16 protein-coding genes are annotated in these 20311 nt (G+C 51.0%); 11 read left to right on the forward strand and 5 right to left on the reverse strand.

Annotated features, from left to right (window positions below):
• The first annotated feature begins 616 nt into the window (after positions 1–616).
• The 5 genes from GTP90_RS19580 (at position 617) to GTP90_RS19600 (ending at position 9286) form a co-directional block, all read left to right on the forward strand.
• Positions 617–2011 carry an AAA family ATPase gene (locus tag GTP90_RS19580; RefSeq protein WP_161085140.1) on the forward strand — a complete coding sequence of 465 codons (1395 nt, stop codon included), beginning with the start codon at positions 617–619 and terminating at the stop codon, positions 2009–2011.
• 3 nt (positions 2012–2014) lie between these two features.
• Positions 2015–2956, forward strand: a complete 942-nt coding sequence (locus tag GTP90_RS19585) for an HNH endonuclease (protein WP_161085141.1) — start codon at positions 2015–2017, stop codon at positions 2954–2956.
• Positions 2957–3451: 495 nt separating this feature from the next.
• Positions 3452–5233, forward strand: coding sequence for a VPA1262 family N-terminal domain-containing protein (locus tag GTP90_RS19590; protein WP_161085142.1), 1782 nt, complete (start codon positions 3452–3454; stop codon positions 5231–5233).
• Complete coding sequence (locus GTP90_RS19595; protein ID WP_161085143.1) at positions 5230–6672, forward strand: hypothetical protein; 1443 nt, start codon at positions 5230–5232, stop codon at positions 6670–6672. Before GTP90_RS19590 ends, GTP90_RS19595 begins: the two co-directional genes overlap by 4 nt.
• A gap of 337 nt (positions 6673–7009) precedes the next feature.
• On the forward strand, positions 7010–9286 hold the full coding sequence (locus GTP90_RS19600) for an nSTAND3 domain-containing NTPase (RefSeq protein WP_161085144.1): 2277 nt from the start codon (positions 7010–7012) through the stop codon (positions 9284–9286).
• A gap of 121 nt (positions 9287–9407) precedes the next feature.
• Here GTP90_RS19600 and GTP90_RS19605 read toward each other — a convergent pair whose 3' ends face one another.
• Entirely contained in the window at positions 9408–10259 is an 852-nt protein-coding gene (locus tag GTP90_RS19605; protein WP_217432005.1) for an MDR/zinc-dependent alcohol dehydrogenase-like family protein, read from the reverse strand.
• A 286-nt stretch (positions 10260–10545) separates the two neighbouring features.
• Here GTP90_RS19605 and GTP90_RS19610 point away from each other — a divergent pair, with 286 nt between their 5' ends.
• A complete protein-coding gene (locus GTP90_RS19610; RefSeq protein ID WP_161085146.1) occupies positions 10546–11661 on the forward strand; it encodes a hypothetical protein in 1116 nt (371 codons plus the stop codon).
• A gap of 2 nt (positions 11662–11663) precedes the next feature.
• Here GTP90_RS19610 and GTP90_RS19615 read toward each other — a convergent pair whose 3' ends face one another.
• Positions 11664–11864 (reverse strand): hypothetical protein, encoded by a 201-nt coding sequence (locus GTP90_RS19615; RefSeq protein ID WP_161085147.1) that lies wholly within the window; start codon positions 11862–11864, stop codon positions 11664–11666.
• A gap of 135 nt (positions 11865–11999) precedes the next feature.
• Between GTP90_RS19615 and GTP90_RS19620 the strand changes: the two genes are divergently transcribed.
• The 4 genes from GTP90_RS19620 to GTP90_RS19635 all read left to right on the forward strand — a co-directional run bounded on the left by GTP90_RS19620 (position 12000) and on the right by GTP90_RS19635 (position 17318).
• A complete protein-coding gene (locus tag GTP90_RS19620; protein ID WP_161085148.1) occupies positions 12000–13250 on the forward strand; it encodes an AAA family ATPase in 1251 nt (416 codons plus the stop codon).
• A gap of 193 nt (positions 13251–13443) precedes the next feature.
• On the forward strand, positions 13444–13941 hold the full coding sequence (locus GTP90_RS19625; protein ID WP_161085149.1) for a hypothetical protein: 498 nt from the start codon (positions 13444–13446) through the stop codon (positions 13939–13941).
• Between the two features lie 745 nt (positions 13942–14686).
• On the forward strand, positions 14687–15079 hold the full coding sequence (locus tag GTP90_RS19630; protein ID WP_161085150.1) for a plasmid mobilization protein: 393 nt from the start codon (positions 14687–14689) through the stop codon (positions 15077–15079).
• Positions 15066–17318 (forward strand): hypothetical protein, encoded by a 2253-nt coding sequence (locus GTP90_RS19635; RefSeq protein WP_161085151.1) that lies wholly within the window; start codon positions 15066–15068, stop codon positions 17316–17318. Before GTP90_RS19630 ends, GTP90_RS19635 begins: the two co-directional genes overlap by 14 nt.
• Positions 17319–17607: 289 nt before the next feature.
• On the opposite strand, the gene GTP90_RS19640 is transcribed toward GTP90_RS19635, so the two are convergent.
• Genes GTP90_RS19640 through GTP90_RS19650 form a run of 3 tightly spaced genes read right to left on the reverse strand, consistent with a single transcriptional unit; the run spans position 17608 to position 19266 of the window.
• Complete coding sequence (locus GTP90_RS19640) at positions 17608–18354, reverse strand: SDR family NAD(P)-dependent oxidoreductase (protein ID WP_254451950.1); 747 nt, start codon at positions 18352–18354, stop codon at positions 17608–17610.
• A complete protein-coding gene (locus GTP90_RS19645; RefSeq protein WP_161085152.1) occupies positions 18344–18766 on the reverse strand; it encodes a CopD family protein in 423 nt (140 codons plus the stop codon). The genes GTP90_RS19640 and GTP90_RS19645 overlap by 11 nt, the downstream gene beginning before the upstream one ends.
• An 11-nt stretch (positions 18767–18777) precedes the next feature.
• Entirely contained in the window at positions 18778–19266 is a 489-nt protein-coding gene (locus tag GTP90_RS19650) for a DUF3817 domain-containing protein (protein ID WP_254451951.1), read from the reverse strand.
• 172 nt (positions 19267–19438) lie between these two features.
• On the opposite strand from GTP90_RS19650, the gene cyoE reads away from it, so the two are divergent.
• Positions 19439–20308, forward strand: coding sequence for a heme o synthase (gene cyoE / locus GTP90_RS19655; RefSeq protein WP_254451952.1), 870 nt, complete (start codon positions 19439–19441; stop codon positions 20306–20308).
• The last annotated feature ends 3 nt before the right edge of the window (positions 20309–20311 follow it).

Here is a 20311-nt window from a genome sequence, read left to right on the forward strand (position 1 = left end):
TTTAGAAGAATTGGCATTAAATCAACGCTACAAAATAACATGACGTCCTTCTCGATAAAGTTCGGATTCGTATCGTGACTTTATCCCCTCTGAATCTGTGGTCATCGCACGCGAAGACGTAACATCCACGACTTGAATGCATCGGTACAAAATAATCCGGAATCCCGTCCCGCCATCAGCCTGAACCAAACAACATAAACCGTCTACCGCCCCTTCTTTGTGACAGGTTCCAGCACATAACAACTGCTAATTTTTTGGAAGGTATTCGTAGACAGCACGCCGGCGATCTGCCCCCATTACGAAACCTCCACAACCACACGGCTAGGTCATAGCTGAGGTGTCCAGCACCTCGCTGAGTCCATTCCTTCGTTGCGGTCGTCCCGCTCAACGCCAGTCCTAAGCCTCGAACCGGCGGCAACAAGGGGCCAAGGGAAAACATCGCCCTGGCTATTGAGTTGTACAAATATGTGCTGCAAAATGTGCCATTAGGAAATTTCCTTCACCACTACCCCCTTCAATAATGATACAAATTGTTCAGACCTCCGCCGGCCCAATTCAGCTCATTCCGCAAGCGGTGCTCGAACAGCCCGACTTGAATATTTTTAAGGCGAGGTCGATGACCTTGGTTGTCGGTCCTAATGGCGCTGGAAAGACACGGATGCTGGCATCGATGATCAAAACAGTGCTTGAATCCGACGGTGGCGGGCGTAAACGCACCGACCACAGTGATACCCTTGTGGTCTATTACTCACCGGTGCCGTGCAATAGCGCGCTGCCAAACCGGACTGACCGCTTCATCAATCTGCAAAACGGCATGTACCCTAAAAGAGCGCATAAGGAACCCAACCTGAATGTATTGAAAAACCTCGCGCCCGATTTTGGTGTCAAGGCCGACGTCCTCGTCCGGTTCTTCGCCACCAACGACGTTTTCAAGGAGGTTCATTCTTTGCTTTTGGGGCGTAGCAAACCGGTTGCCGATACGCTAAGCCCTCAACTGCGCGAGGCCATCGGGCACTTCGACGAAAAGCGCGTCGCGTCCGAACAAAGCCGCAGAGCGCTCGGCATCATCGCGCACATAGGTTCTGCCGCCAGTGCTGCCGAAGACGAGGCGCGTGTGGCGCTGAGCAACGCGATTGAACAGTTCCTGAAGAGTCTGATGGGGAATGGCTATCGTCGCAATATCCTTGCGGCGTCGTACACAATAGACAAACACAATAAGTCAACCGATTTCATTCGCTGGCTTCTACAAAAACATGGCGTCAAGTTCTCCAAGCCAGCCGGGAAGCTCACGGCGGCGCAAAGCAGCTATGCCCAAGCCACTGATGAGCTCACCAAGATCGGGACCGTGCTGGGTGACAAGGACCTTACTAAATCGGAATATGTCCTCAACGAGGCCCAAGTAACTGCAATTGCCGAATTGAATCACAAAAAGTACTCGAGCATTTTCCTTGATGGCCTAAGTTCTGGCGGCACCTCCCTGCTGACCCAGTTCACCAGCATAGAGGAATCGATCAAGCAAAAGATATCGACGGGTGGTACCTTCAAACACCTATTACTGTTGATCGACGAAGGCGACATTTTTTTGCACACTGCCTGGCAGCAGAAATATGTCGACTACCTCAATCGCTTTGTCGAGAGGATCCACCGTGACTGGTTCCAAAACATACAGCTGGTGCTTACGACCCACTCCCCCGTTCTGATGAGCGACTTCCCGCGCGATTGCATCGTTAGGCTCGACGTAAAGATGGATAGTACGGACGATCCGCTCAACGACACGCCGATCAACCTCCGCGATCGGGACGACAAGGCGCTCTCCTTCGGCGCCCCCCTGTCGAGCATAATCAATACGACCGGCGAGGCGGGCACCATGGGCGCTTTCGCGCTGCAGCATATTGAAGGTGTGCTCGCGAGCCTGCAGGCCGGCGAGCCAGTGGCGCAGTACCACATCGACATCATCGACGACCCGCTCGTCAAAAAGTACATCAGCAACTTGCAGAGCGGCAGGGGTTGAATCATGCTCATCAATATTGCCGACGTATGGGAGGACGCCGAAACGGACCACAAAACCTATGTGGACAAGGTGATCTCGCATTATCTTGAAACGAACGCGGGAAAGTATAAACATCTCAGTGGCCACGCCTTCGGCATGTTCTTAACGACGAATTCAACCGAATTTGCGTTGGGAAAGCCTCCGGCGTTGCAGAAGATCATCGTTGTGGCCGCCGCAGCTCTGAAGGGATTGAGCGATGCAGATCAAGCTGCTTTCCTTGCGGACGCCAAGCTCGTGTTCGACTATGGTGCCTTCTGCGCGAAGAATCTATCGCCGTGGAGCGCCTACAAGCTTTGCGCGAAGGCACGATACAGCATCTGCCCATACTGCCAGCAATCATTCTCGTTCACGGTACAAAAACCCAAAGGTGGCGCTTTCCGGCCTACATTGGACCATTACTATCCGAAGGGGAAGTATCCCTACTTGGCGCTGTCACTGCACAACCTGGTTCCCTCCTGCTACTCCTGCAACAGCTCCTTGAAAACGACGAAAGACTTCTACAAAAAGAAGCACCTTCACCCGTTTTTCGACGCTGAGGAGATCGGATTCACCTGGGACATCGATTCCTACCTTCGGCAGCGCGCTGTTGGAAAATCCGATTTCGGACTCACACTGCAATTCGACAAAAGAAGTGCCTCCGCTAGGAATTCGGCCGACACATTCCTGCTCAACGAACGTTTCGTCGGACACCATGGCATGCTCGAGGTGTTCGTGCAAACCATCCAGCACTGGAAAGAGAATCCCATTTTGAATCCCAAGGTATCCAACAAGGGCTTTCGCTTCCACTTCAGCGAGCAGCACGCTCTTGGTTTCGACAAAGAAAATTATAAAAACGAAATGCTCGGGAAGATCAAGTTGGATCTGTATAACTCGTTGATAGAGTGGAATAAGACTGGTAAGCCCTGAGCGCCGATCCTCAAGGCTCAACTACTACAAAGAGTGCGGAATGCTGAGATCACGGGCGATGCCATCCTTGACGCTTGCGGCATACGCCCTATGGGCATAGAACACTAAAACTTGGACTTCAGGTAACCTGCTAGTCGCACGGCCGCCTGCTTGCTCCGAGTCCCGGATTAAGCCCCATGAAGGCCAAGGCGTTCGCGACGATGTCGTCGTAGCCTGCGTCCAATTCGCCCCTCGCCCGATCCCCGTCGACGGGCGGATGGATCATCTTGCTGGCTCGCATGTAATACAAGGTTGGCCTTCATCAGGCGAATACTTGGCTGGCTTTGAACAAGAACGACTGGTTGGTTTTAACCGGAATACACAACCTGCAAGGAAGGAGGGCTGCCATTCCTTGCCATGCCGCGTTCCGAGAAACAAGACAATGCGATTTGCGAGTAGCGGCAGGATCTGGTGTAATACACCGCGACAAGGCGGCCTCCCCTGCTACCGCTATGGATGCCGCACGCCACCTACATCGCGGCGCACGGCGGACGTTTAATCAGTGAAACCAATGAACGCCGATACAGGTCGGACAACACGATGCAAGAGTCAAAACAGAAAGAACATCTGCAGGAAGCGGTAAGCGATTTGAAGTACCTGCTGGCGCCAGGATTGCTCGGGCACTACACCTGGTTCGAAGCGGTGGAACTGATCGCCTTCCGTGAGGTTCAGGGCACAAGTACCAAGGAAGTGCACAATGTGTTCTCGGTCTATATCGCTGAACAGGGCGACATGCCGCCGTCGCCCTGCGACCCGTTTTTATCAAAAAAAAGCAAAAAACTGAGCGGCCTGAAAGGATGGCAATTCCGCGTGACCCGGCGCCCAGTCGCAATCGACGCCGTGCTGGAGTGCATTGAGCGCTATCGCCGCGACGGCATCTGGCTGCCGCCTGGCATGCCCGCGCTGATCATCGGCGCACTGCACGCATCGCCGGCCTTGTTCTGTCCGCCGGACGCGTGGTCCAGCATACCTCTCAACAGCGTACTGAAGAACAATTTCTGGTCTGGCTCCTACGTACTCGAACTCAAGGACCACGCAAAATCGACGTTACAGGACTTGGTGACGCGGGACGCGCTGGTGGAACAGCTTTCTGTATGGCTGGGCACGCTGCTGCCGCTGAATCTATCGCGGGTACCCGACCGCATCGGCGATATCGTGTTGCAGGTGCCCGCCAATGCCTTAATGGTTGAATTCCGCCGCCGTCCGGGCGCACCCGTGGATCTGCAAGTAGCGTGGAATCCGTGTATCGCGCCGCGCGCGGTTGCAGTCGACTATCGCGTCGAGCAGGAAGGACTGATCAGTCTGCAGCGCGCACCGCTCCCTGTCGGACATCTGCAATGGCAAATCCCTCCCCTTGCCGGCAGTCTCCAATTTTCTGTATACGATACCGAAAACGGCATGCTGCTGGCGGCGACAGCGCCGTCCCAGGTGCACACGAAGACCAGAACGATCGAGTCATACAACAGCACCTTAGTCGAACCCCGCCGGTTCAGCGTGGAAGAACCCGGCAGGCAGATTGTCACCCATAAAGTTGCTGTTTGGGAGCCGTCAGGCGGCGGGCGCGCCGCATGGACGGCCATGCTTCCAAGGGAAACCGACTGGCGCGGACGCCGGGAGCTGAAGGAGAAAATGAAACAGCTGATCGAGTCCAGGCGATTCCTACAATATGGCCAAGGAACAGCACATGCGCAAGCCGAGCAGATGCGCGCGCTGCAGGATCTGAGGGAACTGATACGCACCGTCAATCAGGGTGCGGTCTACTTGTGGGATCCCTACCTGTCTGCTAACGACATTCTCAATACTCTGACGTTTTGCACGGACACAGGCACCGAATTGCGTGCGCTGACTTCGACCAAAGGTGCCAGCCTGCACGAAACCGGCGCGCAAACTAGGCAGGCCGATGGCGTACCGGACATGTCCGATGACAGCAAGCGACAGAAGTGGATCGAGACACAACACCGCACGCTCGAAACGGCCTTTGAGACACCGGCCCGCATGCGTCTGGAATATCGCCTAAGCTCCACAGAAAAGGGCAGCTTCCACGACCGCTTCCTAATCTTTCCGGGTCTGGGACGCGACCGCACACGTGCCTGGTCGCTGGGCGCTTCCATCAACCATATAGGGGCTCAGCACTGCATCGTACAGGAAGTAGCTTACCCTGAGCCGGTGCAGCAGGCATTCGAGGACTTCTGGCAGCAAAGCCAGGACGCAGAATTTCTTGTTTGGAAATACAAATGAAGAGGAACGATCTACTCAACGACATCGTCAGACGGGCCGCCGGCGCGCTGTCTTTTTCCCCCGCCAACTGCTTCAACCTGACGGCTGACGGCGTCTCGGAGCAATTCAACTTAACTAGGAGAGCGCTGCGCGACGCCTATACCTTCCTGGGGTTCGGCCATACCGAGTTGAGCGATGACGAGTGCAAGCAATACGACGGGCTTTTTACATGGCTTGCCCAAGCGCTGGCAAACGATACGCAGGACCTACCACAGCCATTCTGCCTGCAGCAGCTACTGGCGCTGACGTCGTTGATGGACTGCGACGGGCGGCTTTGGGACAAGCTGTGTCAGGCGGCCACCAGCTTTCCCCCACCCTTGATTGAAGATCTGCGCGGTATCGTCAGAGCCTGCCGTGTTAACGGCATAAGTCTGTCCGCGCGCTTTCGGTACGACGCCGACCAAATACCCGGCATACTCGCCCAAGCCGCCGCGCGCAACTGGAAAGGGCTACAGTGGATCGTGCAGCGAAATGCCTACGAGTTCCAGTCGCCGCTCAAGCAGCAAGCTTACGCCGCATTGGCGCGAGTACATCCGGCAAGCTTACGAGCCTTCTTTGAAAATGAGCACGATTTTTTCGAAGTCAACACCTATGTACTGCAGGCGCCCGCTGCGGAATCGCTGCGGCTCGCGGCCACCGTTGACAACTGGACGCTCAGATTCTGGACGGTGTTTCACTCCGCACACATGGCGGCGATGGGAGCAAGCAGCTTTCCGGCAGAGTGGAAATCCCTGCTGAAAGAAGCCGCTGGTGTTCCCGACGAATGGGCGCGCTGGCAGGCCGTGTTCAATGAATACCCAGGCCGCTATCCGCAGTTGCAAAACGTCATGGGGACGATGCTCGCCGACGCCCCCGACGAGGCAATCGATACCTACGTGGCGTCGCTCAGCGACTACGAAGAGAACCGGCAGCACGTTGCAGCCGCACTGCTAACGTTCAGCACTGAGGCGACGCCACAGCGACGGCAGCGACTTTGGAGCGCGGCATATCGGCGATGGTTGCTGTGGGACTTCGGCCGTACCGACTATTCGAGTCATGTCAGCGGCGTCAAGCAAAGCGCCTTTGACTTCCCACTAATCGGCTACATCGTCGAATGCCTGGATGACACAGCGCGCGCGACTTGGCAGCACGAACTGCGTCAGCGTGCCGCCGCCTTGGAGAAAGACTGGCACGCGGATCTCGCGGTTCCTGTTTCCGAACGCTTCAAAATCATTTCGACCTATCAATTGCTGGCCCATGCCGAGCAAGTGATCGCCGGCGCCGAGGACTGGCTGACGGCAACCGCGCTATACTGTCCCGACTGGGAGGATCGTACCCACTACCGCTCGCTCAGGTACGATCAGGCGTTCGGCACGAACCCGTTATACCCGCCAGCGATTATGGCGGACGCGTCCGGATGAACGCATTGCGCCGATCACATCGGTGCGTAGCCCGCCATATCCATCCATATCGCGCAGACCACGGTGCTCCGCTTAGAGGTGATTCGTCACAGCAAGAACGGCCCCTTGGGTGTCTTGAACCCAACGCCCCATTCCTTGTGCATCTCCAGCTTTCCTCATCGTTAAGCAAATGCTCTGCTACGAGAGTCGAAGGCGCTGCGACGTCAAGTTCGATCTCAGCACGAACACCTGTAAATGGGCAGCATATCCGAATCCCCAAATTCCCATCCACGCACTTGACAACTGCTCGCAGAAATAGCCATAGTCATCATGCCAATTATTTGCCGCCACATAACCGATGCCCAATTACGACTTTAAGCAGCTTTCCCCTCACGATTTCGAAGTGCTTTCTAGGGATTTGATCCAAGCTCGAGACCAAGTCTTTTTAGAGTCGTTCAAGTCTGGCAAGGATGACGGCATCGATTTTCGTCATGCTAGCGCCACTGGTGCCATCATTGTGCAATGCAAGCATTATGCGGAATCCGGGCTGGCTAGATTGTTGCGGGACTTGACGAGTGAAGCGGGCAAAGTCGCGAAGCTGCGACCAACCCGGTATATCCTCGTCACCTCGGTTGGTTTGTCGCCACACAACAAGACCGCCATTCAAAATATGTTTGGCATCCCCCTTGCCACTGGCGATATTCTGGGCAAGGATGATCTTAACAATCTGCTCTCGGTGCATTCCGATGTAGAAAACCGACACTTCAAGCTATGGCTAGCCAGTAAGGCGGTCTTGGATCGTGCACTCCACAATGCGTCTGTCGTTCAAAGCGAGTTCGAAGTCGAACGCGTCTATAGCGACATCAAGCGCTACGTCAGCAGTGACGCATATCCCAGAGCACAAAACATGCTCAGCAACGATCACGTCGCCATCATTTCGGGGCCGCCTGGCGTTGGAAAAACAACGCTGGCAAAGATGCTGCTGTATTACTTTACCAGCGAGGGGTACGAACCCATATCGATCTTGACCGATTTTCAGACTGGGCGAGAGCGTTTCCACCAGGGGCGCAAGCAAATCTTCTACTTCGACGATTTCATCGGCGCGACGTTCCTGGGTGAACGGGCAACCGCCTTCACACGCAACGAAGACCGGGCGATTCTGGATTTTATCGAGTTGATCAAAGGTTCGCCCAACGCGCGATTGGTAATGACCACGCGCGAACACATTCTGATGCAGGCAATCGCCACATCTGAGAAACTCAAGCATTCGGATCTGATCGGCAGCCGTTGTGTGCTTGAGATCCGTGACTACTCGTTGGGGCAACGGGCGGAAATCCTGTACAACCACGTTTACTTCAGCGATCTGCCTGAAAACTACCGAACGGTGCTGCTGACCAATCGCTTCTACCACGAGATCGTCAAGCATAAAAAATTCAACCCGCGCCTCATCGAGTGGTTGTCAACGTTCAGACGTGTCAAGGACGTAGGCCCCGAGCAATACGCTGATTTTGTCAGGGGGCTGCTTGCCAATCCTGCTGAAATATGGCGTCACGCATATGAGCACCAGATCAGTAGCGCGGCGCACAGCTTGCTATTGGCGCTCTATTCGGTCGGCGGCAGAATTGGCCCGCTGACATTGGAGCGACTGTTTCAAAACCTCCACGGCTTACGCGCGCAACGTTATGGCTTCGCAACCAGTCCCGCAGATTGGCGCAGCGCACTTGCGGAACTCAACGGCTCGTTTATCCGGCCGGGGGTGGTGATCGAGGTGATCGATCCCTCGGTTTTAGATATGCTCAACATGGTAGTGCTGGACGATGTGCCAAACGCCCTCGACATGATTGAGGGCGCCATCCGATTCGAGCAGGTCCGGCGGATATGGAATTTTGCCCGCGCTGACGCGCCGGCAGTGATGCGGTATCTAATGGCAGAATCGGATCGCGTCGCAGTCGCATTTGAACGGCTGCTCCACGCGCCGTCGTATCTGAAAGTAAGCGGCGGAATCACGCGTATCGACGACAGCATTGAAACCCGCGTCAGCCTACTGTTGCAGGTCGCCGAAGTGCTGTCCTCAGCGTCGCTTTCCAAGGTTGCCGTGGCAAGTGTTGAAAAGCTGATTGCGGATTGGAATGAAACGCCAGCCGATATCGGTGATGGGGTGGAACTGCTCGCAAAAATCGAGTCCAGCAGCGTGCAATTTAACACCGCCAAGCCGGAAACGCGTAAGCGTATCATTTTCGCGCTCGCGGCGTCTGCGCGTGAGGGCTGCACTTCCGACGAATTTCATGACCTATTGAAGACGATCAGGCCGGAGGAGGTTGATCCGCCGTTGCACCAGTTGTTGGAGGCTGCGGCAAGAAACTACCGGGAAAGTCACTTTCGCGTCGAGCTTGGGGAGTGCCAGTCCGAGGTCGAGTATTCGACCTTGGAACGCGGCCTAGCGGCGATAGCGGGATTTACAAATGTTGATTTTGAAGGTCCTCTTCACGCGGTAGAAGAAGCGCAAGCGGAATTCATCGAGCGCCAAGAAGCGTATGCTGATCAGCAGGCCGATGATTGGAAAGAAATGCGCCACGAACAGCTAGATACAGATAAAACAATAGACGACTTGTTTGACTCGTTGCGCTGCTCGTAAAATGCCGGCTGCGTCCTTTTCGACTCTCGTTGTAGAACCATGATGGCCGCCTGGCTCGCGCAAGCAGTTTACAGGCCGGCGTAATGAGAACGTCCTCAACGGCACTTCGCCTAGAGGATATCTACCGAGCGCGGACGGCTAAACTATCAAACTTAACATAGCCCCCCTCACCTAACGCGTACGCCGGGCCGATGCCGGCCGTAGAAAATATCGGGGCATCTCCATTCCAAAATATCTTAACGGCCTTTAGGTTTGCCAATCGATTGGCGATCCCGGGAATTTTCGCCTCGACATCTGATGTAACCTTGACCCGTGCAGTGATTGGGAGGCGACCGTTTTCGCCATCAAAATTAGCAATACTTTTGACAAAAAAAATACCTGGAACTTTGCCTGGGGTCAGTTTTGCCTCGAAGTGGTAGATTCTCTGGGGCCAAAACTGTGCATCGGGAATTTGATAACGTCTTTCCAAGTTAATAAAGATGTCTTCATATGTCGCTAAAAACTCGCCGACCGCCAATGAATGACTTGGTCTCGACGATTCGGGAATTTCAGTCCACGCATCCACTACGTCACCCAGATTTCCGTAGATATGGGCGATAGGCGCTGCTCCTATCATCTGAGCGAGAGCTTCCTCATTGGGCTCGACAAATTTACGCCGGACTTTTACCGGTGGCTGGCCAAGAACATCAGGAAAAATAGGCGGTGGTGGAATGGAAACGTATGTCCCAGGCTTGCCGTTCCCCGGTTCGGTGTCGACACTCTTATGCGGACAGCCTGGCTCATGCGGCCGGCTCGGGAATGCAGAGTAAAAACAGTTCTGCAATGAAGAAACCTTAGGAAAGATAGGTACGCGACACTTGCAACAGAACCAATGGTCAGCTTCACTTGTCCTCAACCACCTGTTCTTAGCGGATACTGCTTCCTCGATGAAATTGTACTCAAAGCAATATGCCTTTGTTAACATTTCCCGCATCTTCATTCCTCAAATATTCCCGCATGGAAATATACACCATAAGTGAACATTCGTGATGGCCGTTTTTTGTCCAACGCTGGCAACAACAGCTATTGCAGACCTCAGGCCCCCATAGGCGCTACCGCACTAAGGCACAGCTGCTAACATTTCGACAATATCATTCGCTGAAACCGAAAAAATTTCACGCTGAAATGCAAATATTTCGGAAAACTACCTCGTTTTGAAAATTTGCCCATCTCGCCGCTGCTAGCATGACGCCTATTGAATCAGCAATGAGAAGTCGAACATGACAAAACTCGAAGTACAAATTGGCAATTTCTTCAAAATCGATCTTCCCGAACTACTTGATATCGGAAGCCGATCTGCAGATATAAATTGTGTTTTATGCATGATTTTAATCAGGCGTGGTCAGGGTGCAAAAGCCAATTCAAGATGGTCAATTCGCTCTATAAAAAACTACTTAGGCATTTCCCAAATTGCCGCTATGACGGCCTTGAAATGGCTATCTGACCACGGATACATTGCAGAAAAGCTAACCGAAAAAGGCTTCTTTATCAAACGGGGTGGCGGTGTAATTAAAGATCCAATCTATCTTCCAGATTCCCTGGTTAATGAAACGACCGGCGAAGTGGGGCCATTCGGCAAGCTCATAGATTGCGTCGTGCAATGCTCGAAAAGCGGTATCTATCTGCCAGACGCCCAACGTGACGCCGTAATGCTGCTAATTTTCTTCTACAAAAATTACAAACAGCAGGCGCGTGGCGGCGTAGATCCGTCAGTCATCTCTTGGCATTGGAAGAATACTCAGCACGTCGCCAAACCGCACTGTTCGGAAAAGACCCACTTGACCGTCTTCCAAGCACAAAAAGGGGACAGGACACTCGATTATCTGGCCATAAAGGAAATTTTTATGGATGAGCAGCGTCAAGAACAAGTTGTAGCGCGAATAGATCTTGCCATCAACAATCTGCGCATGGCAAACCTCATTTACGATTCTGTGACGGTCTCAGGATGTGTTCCCCATGGTGATCCAAACAAATTTATCGATGATCACTGGCATTTGGCTTACATAATAAACAACGAGAATATTCGAGGTGATCAAAATGTCATTCCCTTGATGAACAATGAAATTGTCAAGTATGAAAGATATCTGGCATCCAATTCGATAACAATACCGAAGAGGCTCAATCAATATTTCATCAATTACGTCGGCTGGAGCAATCAGAAATATATGGTTCAGAGCGTCATCTCTCTTTCCTATATTGCAAACAATAGCGACTCGATCAAAGCAATTGCACACCTTGAAAGAATTTCGACGCATTGGGAGTCACACATTAACGAAAATTGCAGAGACAGTAATTTCACGCCGAATGCTGACGATTTAATAATGGACGCATATTAACTTTATAAAAAATTTAGGAAGCTCATTTCTCGAAAAAATGCGGCTTCCAACGATTTTTTGAATGGTAAAGGGGTAAAGCTACAAAGCAACAAAGCAACAAAGAGGCCAAGAACTAAAATTGAGGTTTCGACATGCAGAGTTCCTTTTTTCTGACGGCCTGCGGAATGCTTGTTTTCACGTTTGCTGGTCACGTCGCGGTTCACCACGCTCCCATACCAGAATGTAGAAAATTTGCAAGAATTTTCAAATGATGTTGAGAATTAAATCTTAAAATTTTGTTGCGGACAAAAATAATATGCCTACAATAAGTCTCCTACCTAGTATGGCAGGAGCCAAAATTGCAGCAAACCTTCGAACAAAAACATCATTGTCAACTCAGCCTTGAATTCATCCACAATGAATCACAAGCCACTCAGGACTCTGGCCCCCACTCCCGTGATCCTTTTGAGCGTCTACACGGTCATTTAGATCTATCCGCGACTCATAACGATTCTGAGTTCCCTCCCGTGGCGGAGACAACCACTGAACCAAAGCCAAAGGCGCAACGGACCTCACCGGAAGAAGAACTCGCCTACCTTTTGTCGGAAGACTTCTTTGATCCGCTTGCAGAGTACGACGGCCCCAAAGTTCAACTCTTCGACAAAAAGGACGTGCTTGCTGCGATCGAGACTACAGAGGCCGGCGACCTGGAATCTCAAAGTCGCAATTTCCGGATCATAAAGAAACTGATTGTCCATGGGCGGTTTAGGAAACTACGCCAAATAGACGAAAACTTCTTCTTCTCTCTTCGGGCACTCCAAGATCAATTCGAGCAATTCGGAGAGGTCATACAGTACATCGTGCGGGCAGCCATGCTTGCCAAACGTCGAGGTGATAACGTACTACGGATGACCCCAATTTTGCTGATTGGCGAAGCCGGGACAGGGAAGACAGATTTCGCAACTTCATTATCAAAAATACTTCGAACTGCTTTTAAGAAGATCGATATGGCATCCGCTCAAAACAACTACGACTTGGCCGGATCATCGAGCTTTTACGTAAATTCTTCGCCCGGGAAGATCTTGTTACTGTCGATGCAAGAGCATGAAGGAGAGTGTACTGGGAACCCGCTTGTCCTACTGGATGAACTGGATAAAGGTTGCGGCACAGGAGGAATTGCCGGATCTGATCCGAGCGCCCCCTTGCTCAGTCTGCTTGAGCGCCATACCGCTACGCGCTTTGTCGATTTATGCATCGACATCCCAGTCGACGTGTCGAATTACAATTTCATTGCAACGTGCAATTGGCCAGAATTGATTTCTGCTCCGATACGCAGTCGTTTTCGCGAGTTCCAGATATCACTTTGCGACGAGGTGAAAAAACGTATCGCTATCCGAATCACGCACCAACTGTCAGATGAACTCGATACCAGGGATCTGGTCTTCCACCCTTCAGCCATCGACGCGCTGGCAGCGCTGGCCTCACCTCGCCTTGTCAAACAACACGCAGCAGACGCCATAGGCAGCGCTCTACTGGCGAACCGCGACATTATTACTGCTGCAGACATCAAACTGCCTAAGCAGCCTCGTCGGAAAATAGGATTTTTATAATTGAAATTCTAATGATGGATGATGTCCGAATGAAGTTTGGCAAAGCTCAGCCACACCGGACATAAGTAATTAACTCATGACCACGGATAATTTTTTCTCATAAAATTAAAATTTATGGCCCACTCTGCATTGATGCGAAATTTTAGACTCACGTATATGTTTAAATATCGTATTCAACTTTTTAGAGTCCAATATGCACGACCAATATATTTTTGACATTTACGTTACAGAACACGGCGAATTCAGTCTAAGGAAGGTACGCAGTTCTTTTTTGATCAAGAGAAGTTGGATGAAGCTAATTTCTGACGGCGTCGCATTGCCGCTACCAAGCCGTGTAGAGAATTTCCACAATATTCCTGGGAAAATTATAAATCAACCTGTTATAAATTTATTGCCAGGAGACATAGTATTGGAAGGATATGAATTGGAAAGCTTCAAAGGGAAGAAAGGAGTAAGAGTATTTCCTTGGATTTATCGAATATCAGGATTTGACAGATATGAGAAATTTTTCAGCTTTGAACGTAATTGGAACTCGCTTAAGACGCAGATGAGACATCAGGGGATGCAGAGGGATCTACTTGCCGGAAAAAAGACTCTAGCTGCGATGGTGAGGGTTGCTCACGCGATGCGGCAAGGAATGATACTAACTGAATCTAGCGCCGAAATTGAGAAAGAGAAGGAACATATTTAATGAGGAATTTCAGGGCGAACGCCGAAACACGCCCTACCAACGCCCCGCCTTAAGCCTTTTTGGTCATGCTTCCGTGAGCTTCAGCCCGAGGTTGTCGCTCCGTAAGAGGGCCCTCTCCCACGCGCCCCACGCGAAAACCGCAACTCGAGTATACGGTTCTATAAGCGTAGTTCGCTCAGAACTATATTTAGTTGCTCTGGCTACGATTAACATCTCCAGTCGACATCTCAAGACTATCCAGAAGCGAAGTGCCGTCATAGCTTTCGCAACGCGGCCTTAAACACGCCTGCTACGTACGCTCAGGCCACAGCTAACGCAAGTCCCGCCGCTTCCACGTCAGTTTCCGACCGATCTTATGTCGGCTGCTCGGCGCTTTATCCGTCTATTCGGCCATCTCTATACCCAACTCCAAAATTTTCTTAATAGTGCAGAAGATTTACTACCGCCTTTCATTACTGAAATAGGATCAGTACGGCGATTCAATTCTCATTTATCAACAAATACATGCGCATTCACAAATAAATTCATCAAAAAGCAAAATTCCAGAAATTGCCGCCATTTTCGAAAAAAATCAAAGATTTAAGGACTAGAATAAATAAAGTGTATAGCGCACGGTTACAAGACGCAATTTTTTAAAAACCAGGCACGCCAAACGTATAGCACACACTGACGTGTCTGCTATACGTTATGTGCCAAAGGCTGCGCCTTTGAATCCCATTACGCCCCTGACGTGGCTGGAGAAAACATGAAAACAAAACAAGTCAACATCAGACTAACAGAAGAAGAGCGTGATCAATTTAAAGCACTAGCCTTGGCACACGGCGTGGATGCTTCAGATTATTTCAGATCGAAAGTTTTTGACCATGATCTATCGACGATTAATTCCGATATGAAATCAACAGAGGATTTAGAAAAACGAGCACGGGCGGCAGAAAAAATCATTAAAAAGACAGAACTAGAAAAACGCCTACCAGAACACATTTTGCGTCGTTTAGCTTACTTGAGCTCCATAAATCAAAAGCTGGATTTCATTGTCGAAAACATACCCCAACTACTACAGCCGCATGAGAAATCAGAAGCCAATGATCTAACAAACTACCTAGAAGAACTGCAGCAGTTGCTTCATGGAGATTTTTGAATTTTATCAATACAATTACACAGGAAACAAAATGACATTAATACGTGTTACCGGCGCTCGAAAAGGAATTAAAAATTATTTAATTTTCGGAACTAAAAAAGGACGAGAAAGCACAAGAGACGAACTTGATGAAAGAATCCCTTTTGGAAATATTGATCTAATGGATGAAATAATAAATAGCATAAAGTCAAATAGAATCAAGTATCATCATATGACCCTTTCCTTAAAAGAAGATATGGTGGACGCATCCATATTTGCCTCAATGCTAGAAGACATAAAGAAAATTTTATTTTCAGCATATCACCCTGACGAATACAACATTTATGCCGAGATTCACTTGCCTAGAAAAAAGAGAATTTTAACGGCTGACGGAAAGTCCTTAATTAGGTTACCGCACATGCACATAATAACTCCCAATCTTAACTTACTAAGCAATCAGGCTTTTAATCCCTGGGGAAATTACAACCATAACATAGCCTACTTTGACGCCATTCAGGAGTATCTGAATAGGAAATACGGAACAATATCCCCTAGAGATAGCGGAAGAAACGACTTCACAATGCAGTCAAACATATTGCAACGTTCCAAGGGCGACGTATTTCTTGGAGACTCGGCTCAATTTAAAAGCACCCTCCTATGTCACATAATGGATCGAAACATTTCCACAACATCAGAATTTCGAGCACACCTTAAAAGTATCGGGAATCATAAAACAGTGAATTTAGGCCGCGCAAACGAATATGAGGCTATAAAACCACCTGGGCATGACCACTTCATAAACTTACGGCACAATGTCTTTAAAGAATCTTTCTTGGCGCTCAGTCACCATGACAAGAAAGAATATCTATCCGCTCTAGACACCGATAGCTATAAAGCAATCGGAAGTCCAAGGAGGACTGATGACTCGATCATGGCTCTAATAACCGATTGGAATTCCATCCGTGCGAAGGAGATCAAATACTTCCCTGGTGGATTGCCGAAAGCGTACAAGGCGATGGGGCGGGAAGAAAAGCTGAACGTGCTTAGACAGAAAGAAATTGCCTTTTACAATAAGATCGGAGCTTCCCTATCCTTTCAGAAACAGCTGTCCGAGCTCGATATAAGGGCGACACTTCGCTTACCGCGTCTTCAATTACCCTCGCCTTCCAAAGCTACGGGCCGGAGATACGACACGGCGATCTCTCAGAAGGTTCGGAACAAACAAGAGTTCACGAAGAGCCAACGTGCGGAAAATATAATCTTTGTTGAGCGCTATAACCAAGTTGTAGATTTAGAATTTCTCCTTCAGGAGATGGTCGACAAGGTAGGCTTAGTGCGATCCAAATATCAGATTGCAGGCCAAGATAGTTCAGGCGGGCCGCCAGTGCCGTCAAGGCGGATTCGCTGTGGCAATAGGCACTTGAATGCCATCGACTTCCTGACACAGGAATTGCGAATGCCATTCGGCGCAGCACTCTCAACACTAAAGAATACGGTTGAACGTCAAAGCCATTTTGAAGCGAACTGCAATCCTGACAAGTACAGTCCTGAACCTACTTTGTGGCGAAGTTTCACGATGACTCGAAGATCACTTCGGATGCGCGTTCTGGAAGAATATAGGTTGGAGCTACAACGCTTGCGAGACTGCCTCCAGGAAGAACGCTCCGATCTTGATAAGGAGCACAGTTATCGAAGATTCGCCCTTTACCTCAACAAGATGCCTCGCCACTTTAGGGAACTATTTCTGGCAGACGTTGAGCGCGAATATCAAACCCGCAGGACAAGTCAGCGGTTCGGCGATCGGCAAAGAGAGTTTTTACTCAGGCAAGAGACACTGCAGATCAAAGATTGGGCGCTTTATCAGATATTTCTGCGGTCACGCGGCGATGAGCAGTGCGTAACCGAGTTGCGCCGTCATGCCGTCGCCCGCGCAACCCTTCCCGATGCGTGCTTCATCAAGGGCACACTCTCTATTATCGATGACAAAAAAATGATCTCAGAATTCGGCTGCATACGCGAGGTCTTGATCAGCGGCGACATCGTGTATTCCCAAAATGGTCGGGAGCTTCTGCACGATCAAGGCAACCGGTTGTTGATTATCGATCGTGTCCATGGAGTTCCGTTTGCCTTGGCATTGGCACATAAAAAATGGGGATATCAACACGCAGTAGCTGGGCCGGAAGATTTTCTCGCGCAAGTGAAACAGGAAATGGAGGGGCACAGAGATGTGTTCCACAGAGTGAAAAAGCCGATTGCGTAACAGTGCTAAAAAGCATGCGCCGGCCGAAGCATATTTCATACTCCGGCCGACGACTTAATCAAGAACTTGAAATCGAGTTAAAGGCCAACCAAGCTCCGCCTCAACGGCAAGCACTCCGCGCTCAAGATGAATGTCGCATTCGTCGATCTGGGTTCGCCAAATTAAGAAGGTATGGCGAATCCCCAGATCTAGTTCGCGGTTTCCCTAGAATCGAGCTATCGGAAATAATTCCAATGGATCTTCTTCACCAAGCGTCGCCCGCAACAACCGCTTGAATATTATCCACGCGTCAAACGTGCTGTCCTCCGTTAATCTGGATTTCAGCGCCGTTGATGTAGGAAGAACGCTCAGAGCAAAGAAACAGCACGGCTTCGGCTACCTCACCGGGCTCACCGAGGCGGTTCATTGGAACCTGGGTTTCAACAATCTTTTCCGTTCCGGGCGATAAGATGGCTGTGTCGATCTCCCCAGGAGAGAGCGCGTTTGCACGTATTCCTAATGCAGCGAACTCAGATGCTTGCTCGCGCGTGAGCGCCGCGAGTGCGGCCTTGGAACAAGCATACACCGCGCCGGCAAACGGATGCACGCGAGCCGAAGCAATTGAGGTGATATTTACAATACTGCCGCGTGCCGCTTTTAGTTCTGGAAGAAGATGACGCGACAGTTCCGCCGCTGCGAATAGATTGATGTTGAAGGTGTCGAGCCAGTCTGCATAATGCGTTTGACTGATACCCATTCGTGCTCCACCATCCAACTTGGGTGACACTCCCGCATTATTCACAATGGCAGAGAGGCGCCCCTGCGGCAGGCGCCGGCGTACCTCATCCGCCACCCGGCCATAGCAATCGGGGTCGGATAAGTCCGCCTCTATATGCTGGTCTGGGCCGCCCATCCATGGGCAGTCCGACGAGAACGGCGAACGTGCCACGGTAATTATTCGCCACCCATTCTCGTGAAATAGACGAACAGTAGCGTGCCCAATGCCCCGACTGGCACCTGTCAGCAGCATCGTCGGCTCAATTAATTCAATAGACATGCGGCTTCGTAATGACAACGACAGTAATGATGGCTGCCGCTAGGATAATACCGATGGCAGTCGCGAAACCACCAGGTAAAGCAACCGCCAGAGGACGTGAGGAGAGGCTGCGAAGTCTCCCAACAAGCATGCCATGGAAACCTGACAAGATCAGGACGAGACCCAATTTTGCCATCAGCCAAGCCTGCGGAAACCAATGTCCTAACGATGCTAGCCCAAGTCCAAGGACCCATGCTAGCAACATAGCTGGAGTAGTCACCCGCCGGTCCCACGCCCGCAAACCACTGAGCCAGTAAATAACTTGACTGTGCTGCAGACGATTGCAAGCCAGAATAATCGCAACTGTCAGCATGCCTCCTATCCAAGTGATGACTGAAGCAACGTGCAACGCTTTCAAGACAAGATACAACATGCTAGCTCCAATCACGCAGAGGTCGAGAGCGTAACTGCGCGCCGGGCCAGTGCCCGTTCGTTGACGAAGGCACCAAACGGAACTAGAGCGGCCAATGTCATGCGCAACGCATCGCCGCGTGTCCAATCGCCATTGGAAAGAGTCTGCACTAACATCCAGAAATATAGTAGGAAGACTAGTCCGTGCGTGGGCCCCATGATGGAGACTAGGCCGCTGCATCCGCCTAAATGCTTAAGCGGCACCGCGACACCAAGCAGTAACAACAGCGTGGTGCCTTCAAGTAATGATGCGTAGCGCATCTTGCGAAGCTGCGACCGATCGTCGCTGAATTGCTTTGCTTGGTCCATTTCTAGTCCTCTAGTCGATACAGAACGCATGTTAACGCAGACCTTGAATATCGCAAACGTCGTATTTCCCTCTATTTCAGACATAAAAAAACTGACATCTGGAACGACGGGAACTAAGGGAAATAAGTCCTTTTTATTCCAAGGAATCGTCATAGAATTTGCGCGACCAGCACTCTTACAATTGAATAGACCTAATATGAAACCCAATCAAAGTCGTCAAAAATTTCTTAACACCAGAGCCAGAATGGTCCTGCCCGAAGTCGCAAGACCGGTCATTGCCGAGCTTGAGCTTGATACACGCGCAACTCCTGCGCTGCGAGCCTAAATGAGCTGGGCCTTACAAATGAGCAGAGCTTATCTCTCGCTGACCAAACCCGGTATCGTTCTAGGTAATCTGATTTCCGTGACCGGCGGCTTCTTGTTGGCGACACACGGCCAGGTTGACTGGAAACAAGGAGCACTGGTAGCCAGCGGGGTGTCGCTAATTGTGGCTTCAGGATGTACTGTCAACAACGTCATTGATCGCGACATCGACAGGCTCATGCTGCGAACTCGACGGAGGCCAATGGCTAGCGGTGCCGTCGCAATTCCGGCAGCACTCGGCTATGCGGCGCTACTGTTATTAGTTGGGGTAGGAGTGCTATACACGGCGACCCAGCGACTGCTGCCGCTTATGCTGGTATTGCTGGGCTACGCCGTCTACGTGGGCTTGTATACGCTATGTCTGAAGCGGCAATCCGTGCATGGCACACTTATCGGTAGTATTTCCGGCGCAATGCCACCCGTGGTTGGCTACTGCGCGGTGCAAGGCGGTTTCGACGTTACAGCGCTTATGCTGCTTGTAATGTTCAGTCTATGGCAGATGCCGCACTCTTACGCCATTGCTATATTCCGCGACGCTGACTACCGTGCTGCTGCCATTCCGGTATTGCCTATGGTGAGAGGTTACGCTACAGCTAAGCGACACATCATTCTTTACATCATCGCATTTATGATTGCCTCGCTATCGCTGGGCGCACTCGGCGCAGGAGGTCTCTATATGCTATCCATGCTGGTCGCTGGTGCGGGATGGCTGGCGGTAGCGATAGCCGGCCTCACAACTCGCGACGATACCCGATGGGCGCGCAAGGTTTTCATCACATCTATCGCAGTGGTCACCGTGATGAGCACTGCGATGTCACTGCATGCAATTTGAATT

It is taken from the genome of Duganella vulcania (assembly GCF_009857655.1).
GTDB lineage: Bacteria > Pseudomonadota > Gammaproteobacteria > Burkholderiales > Burkholderiaceae_D > Rugamonas > Rugamonas vulcania.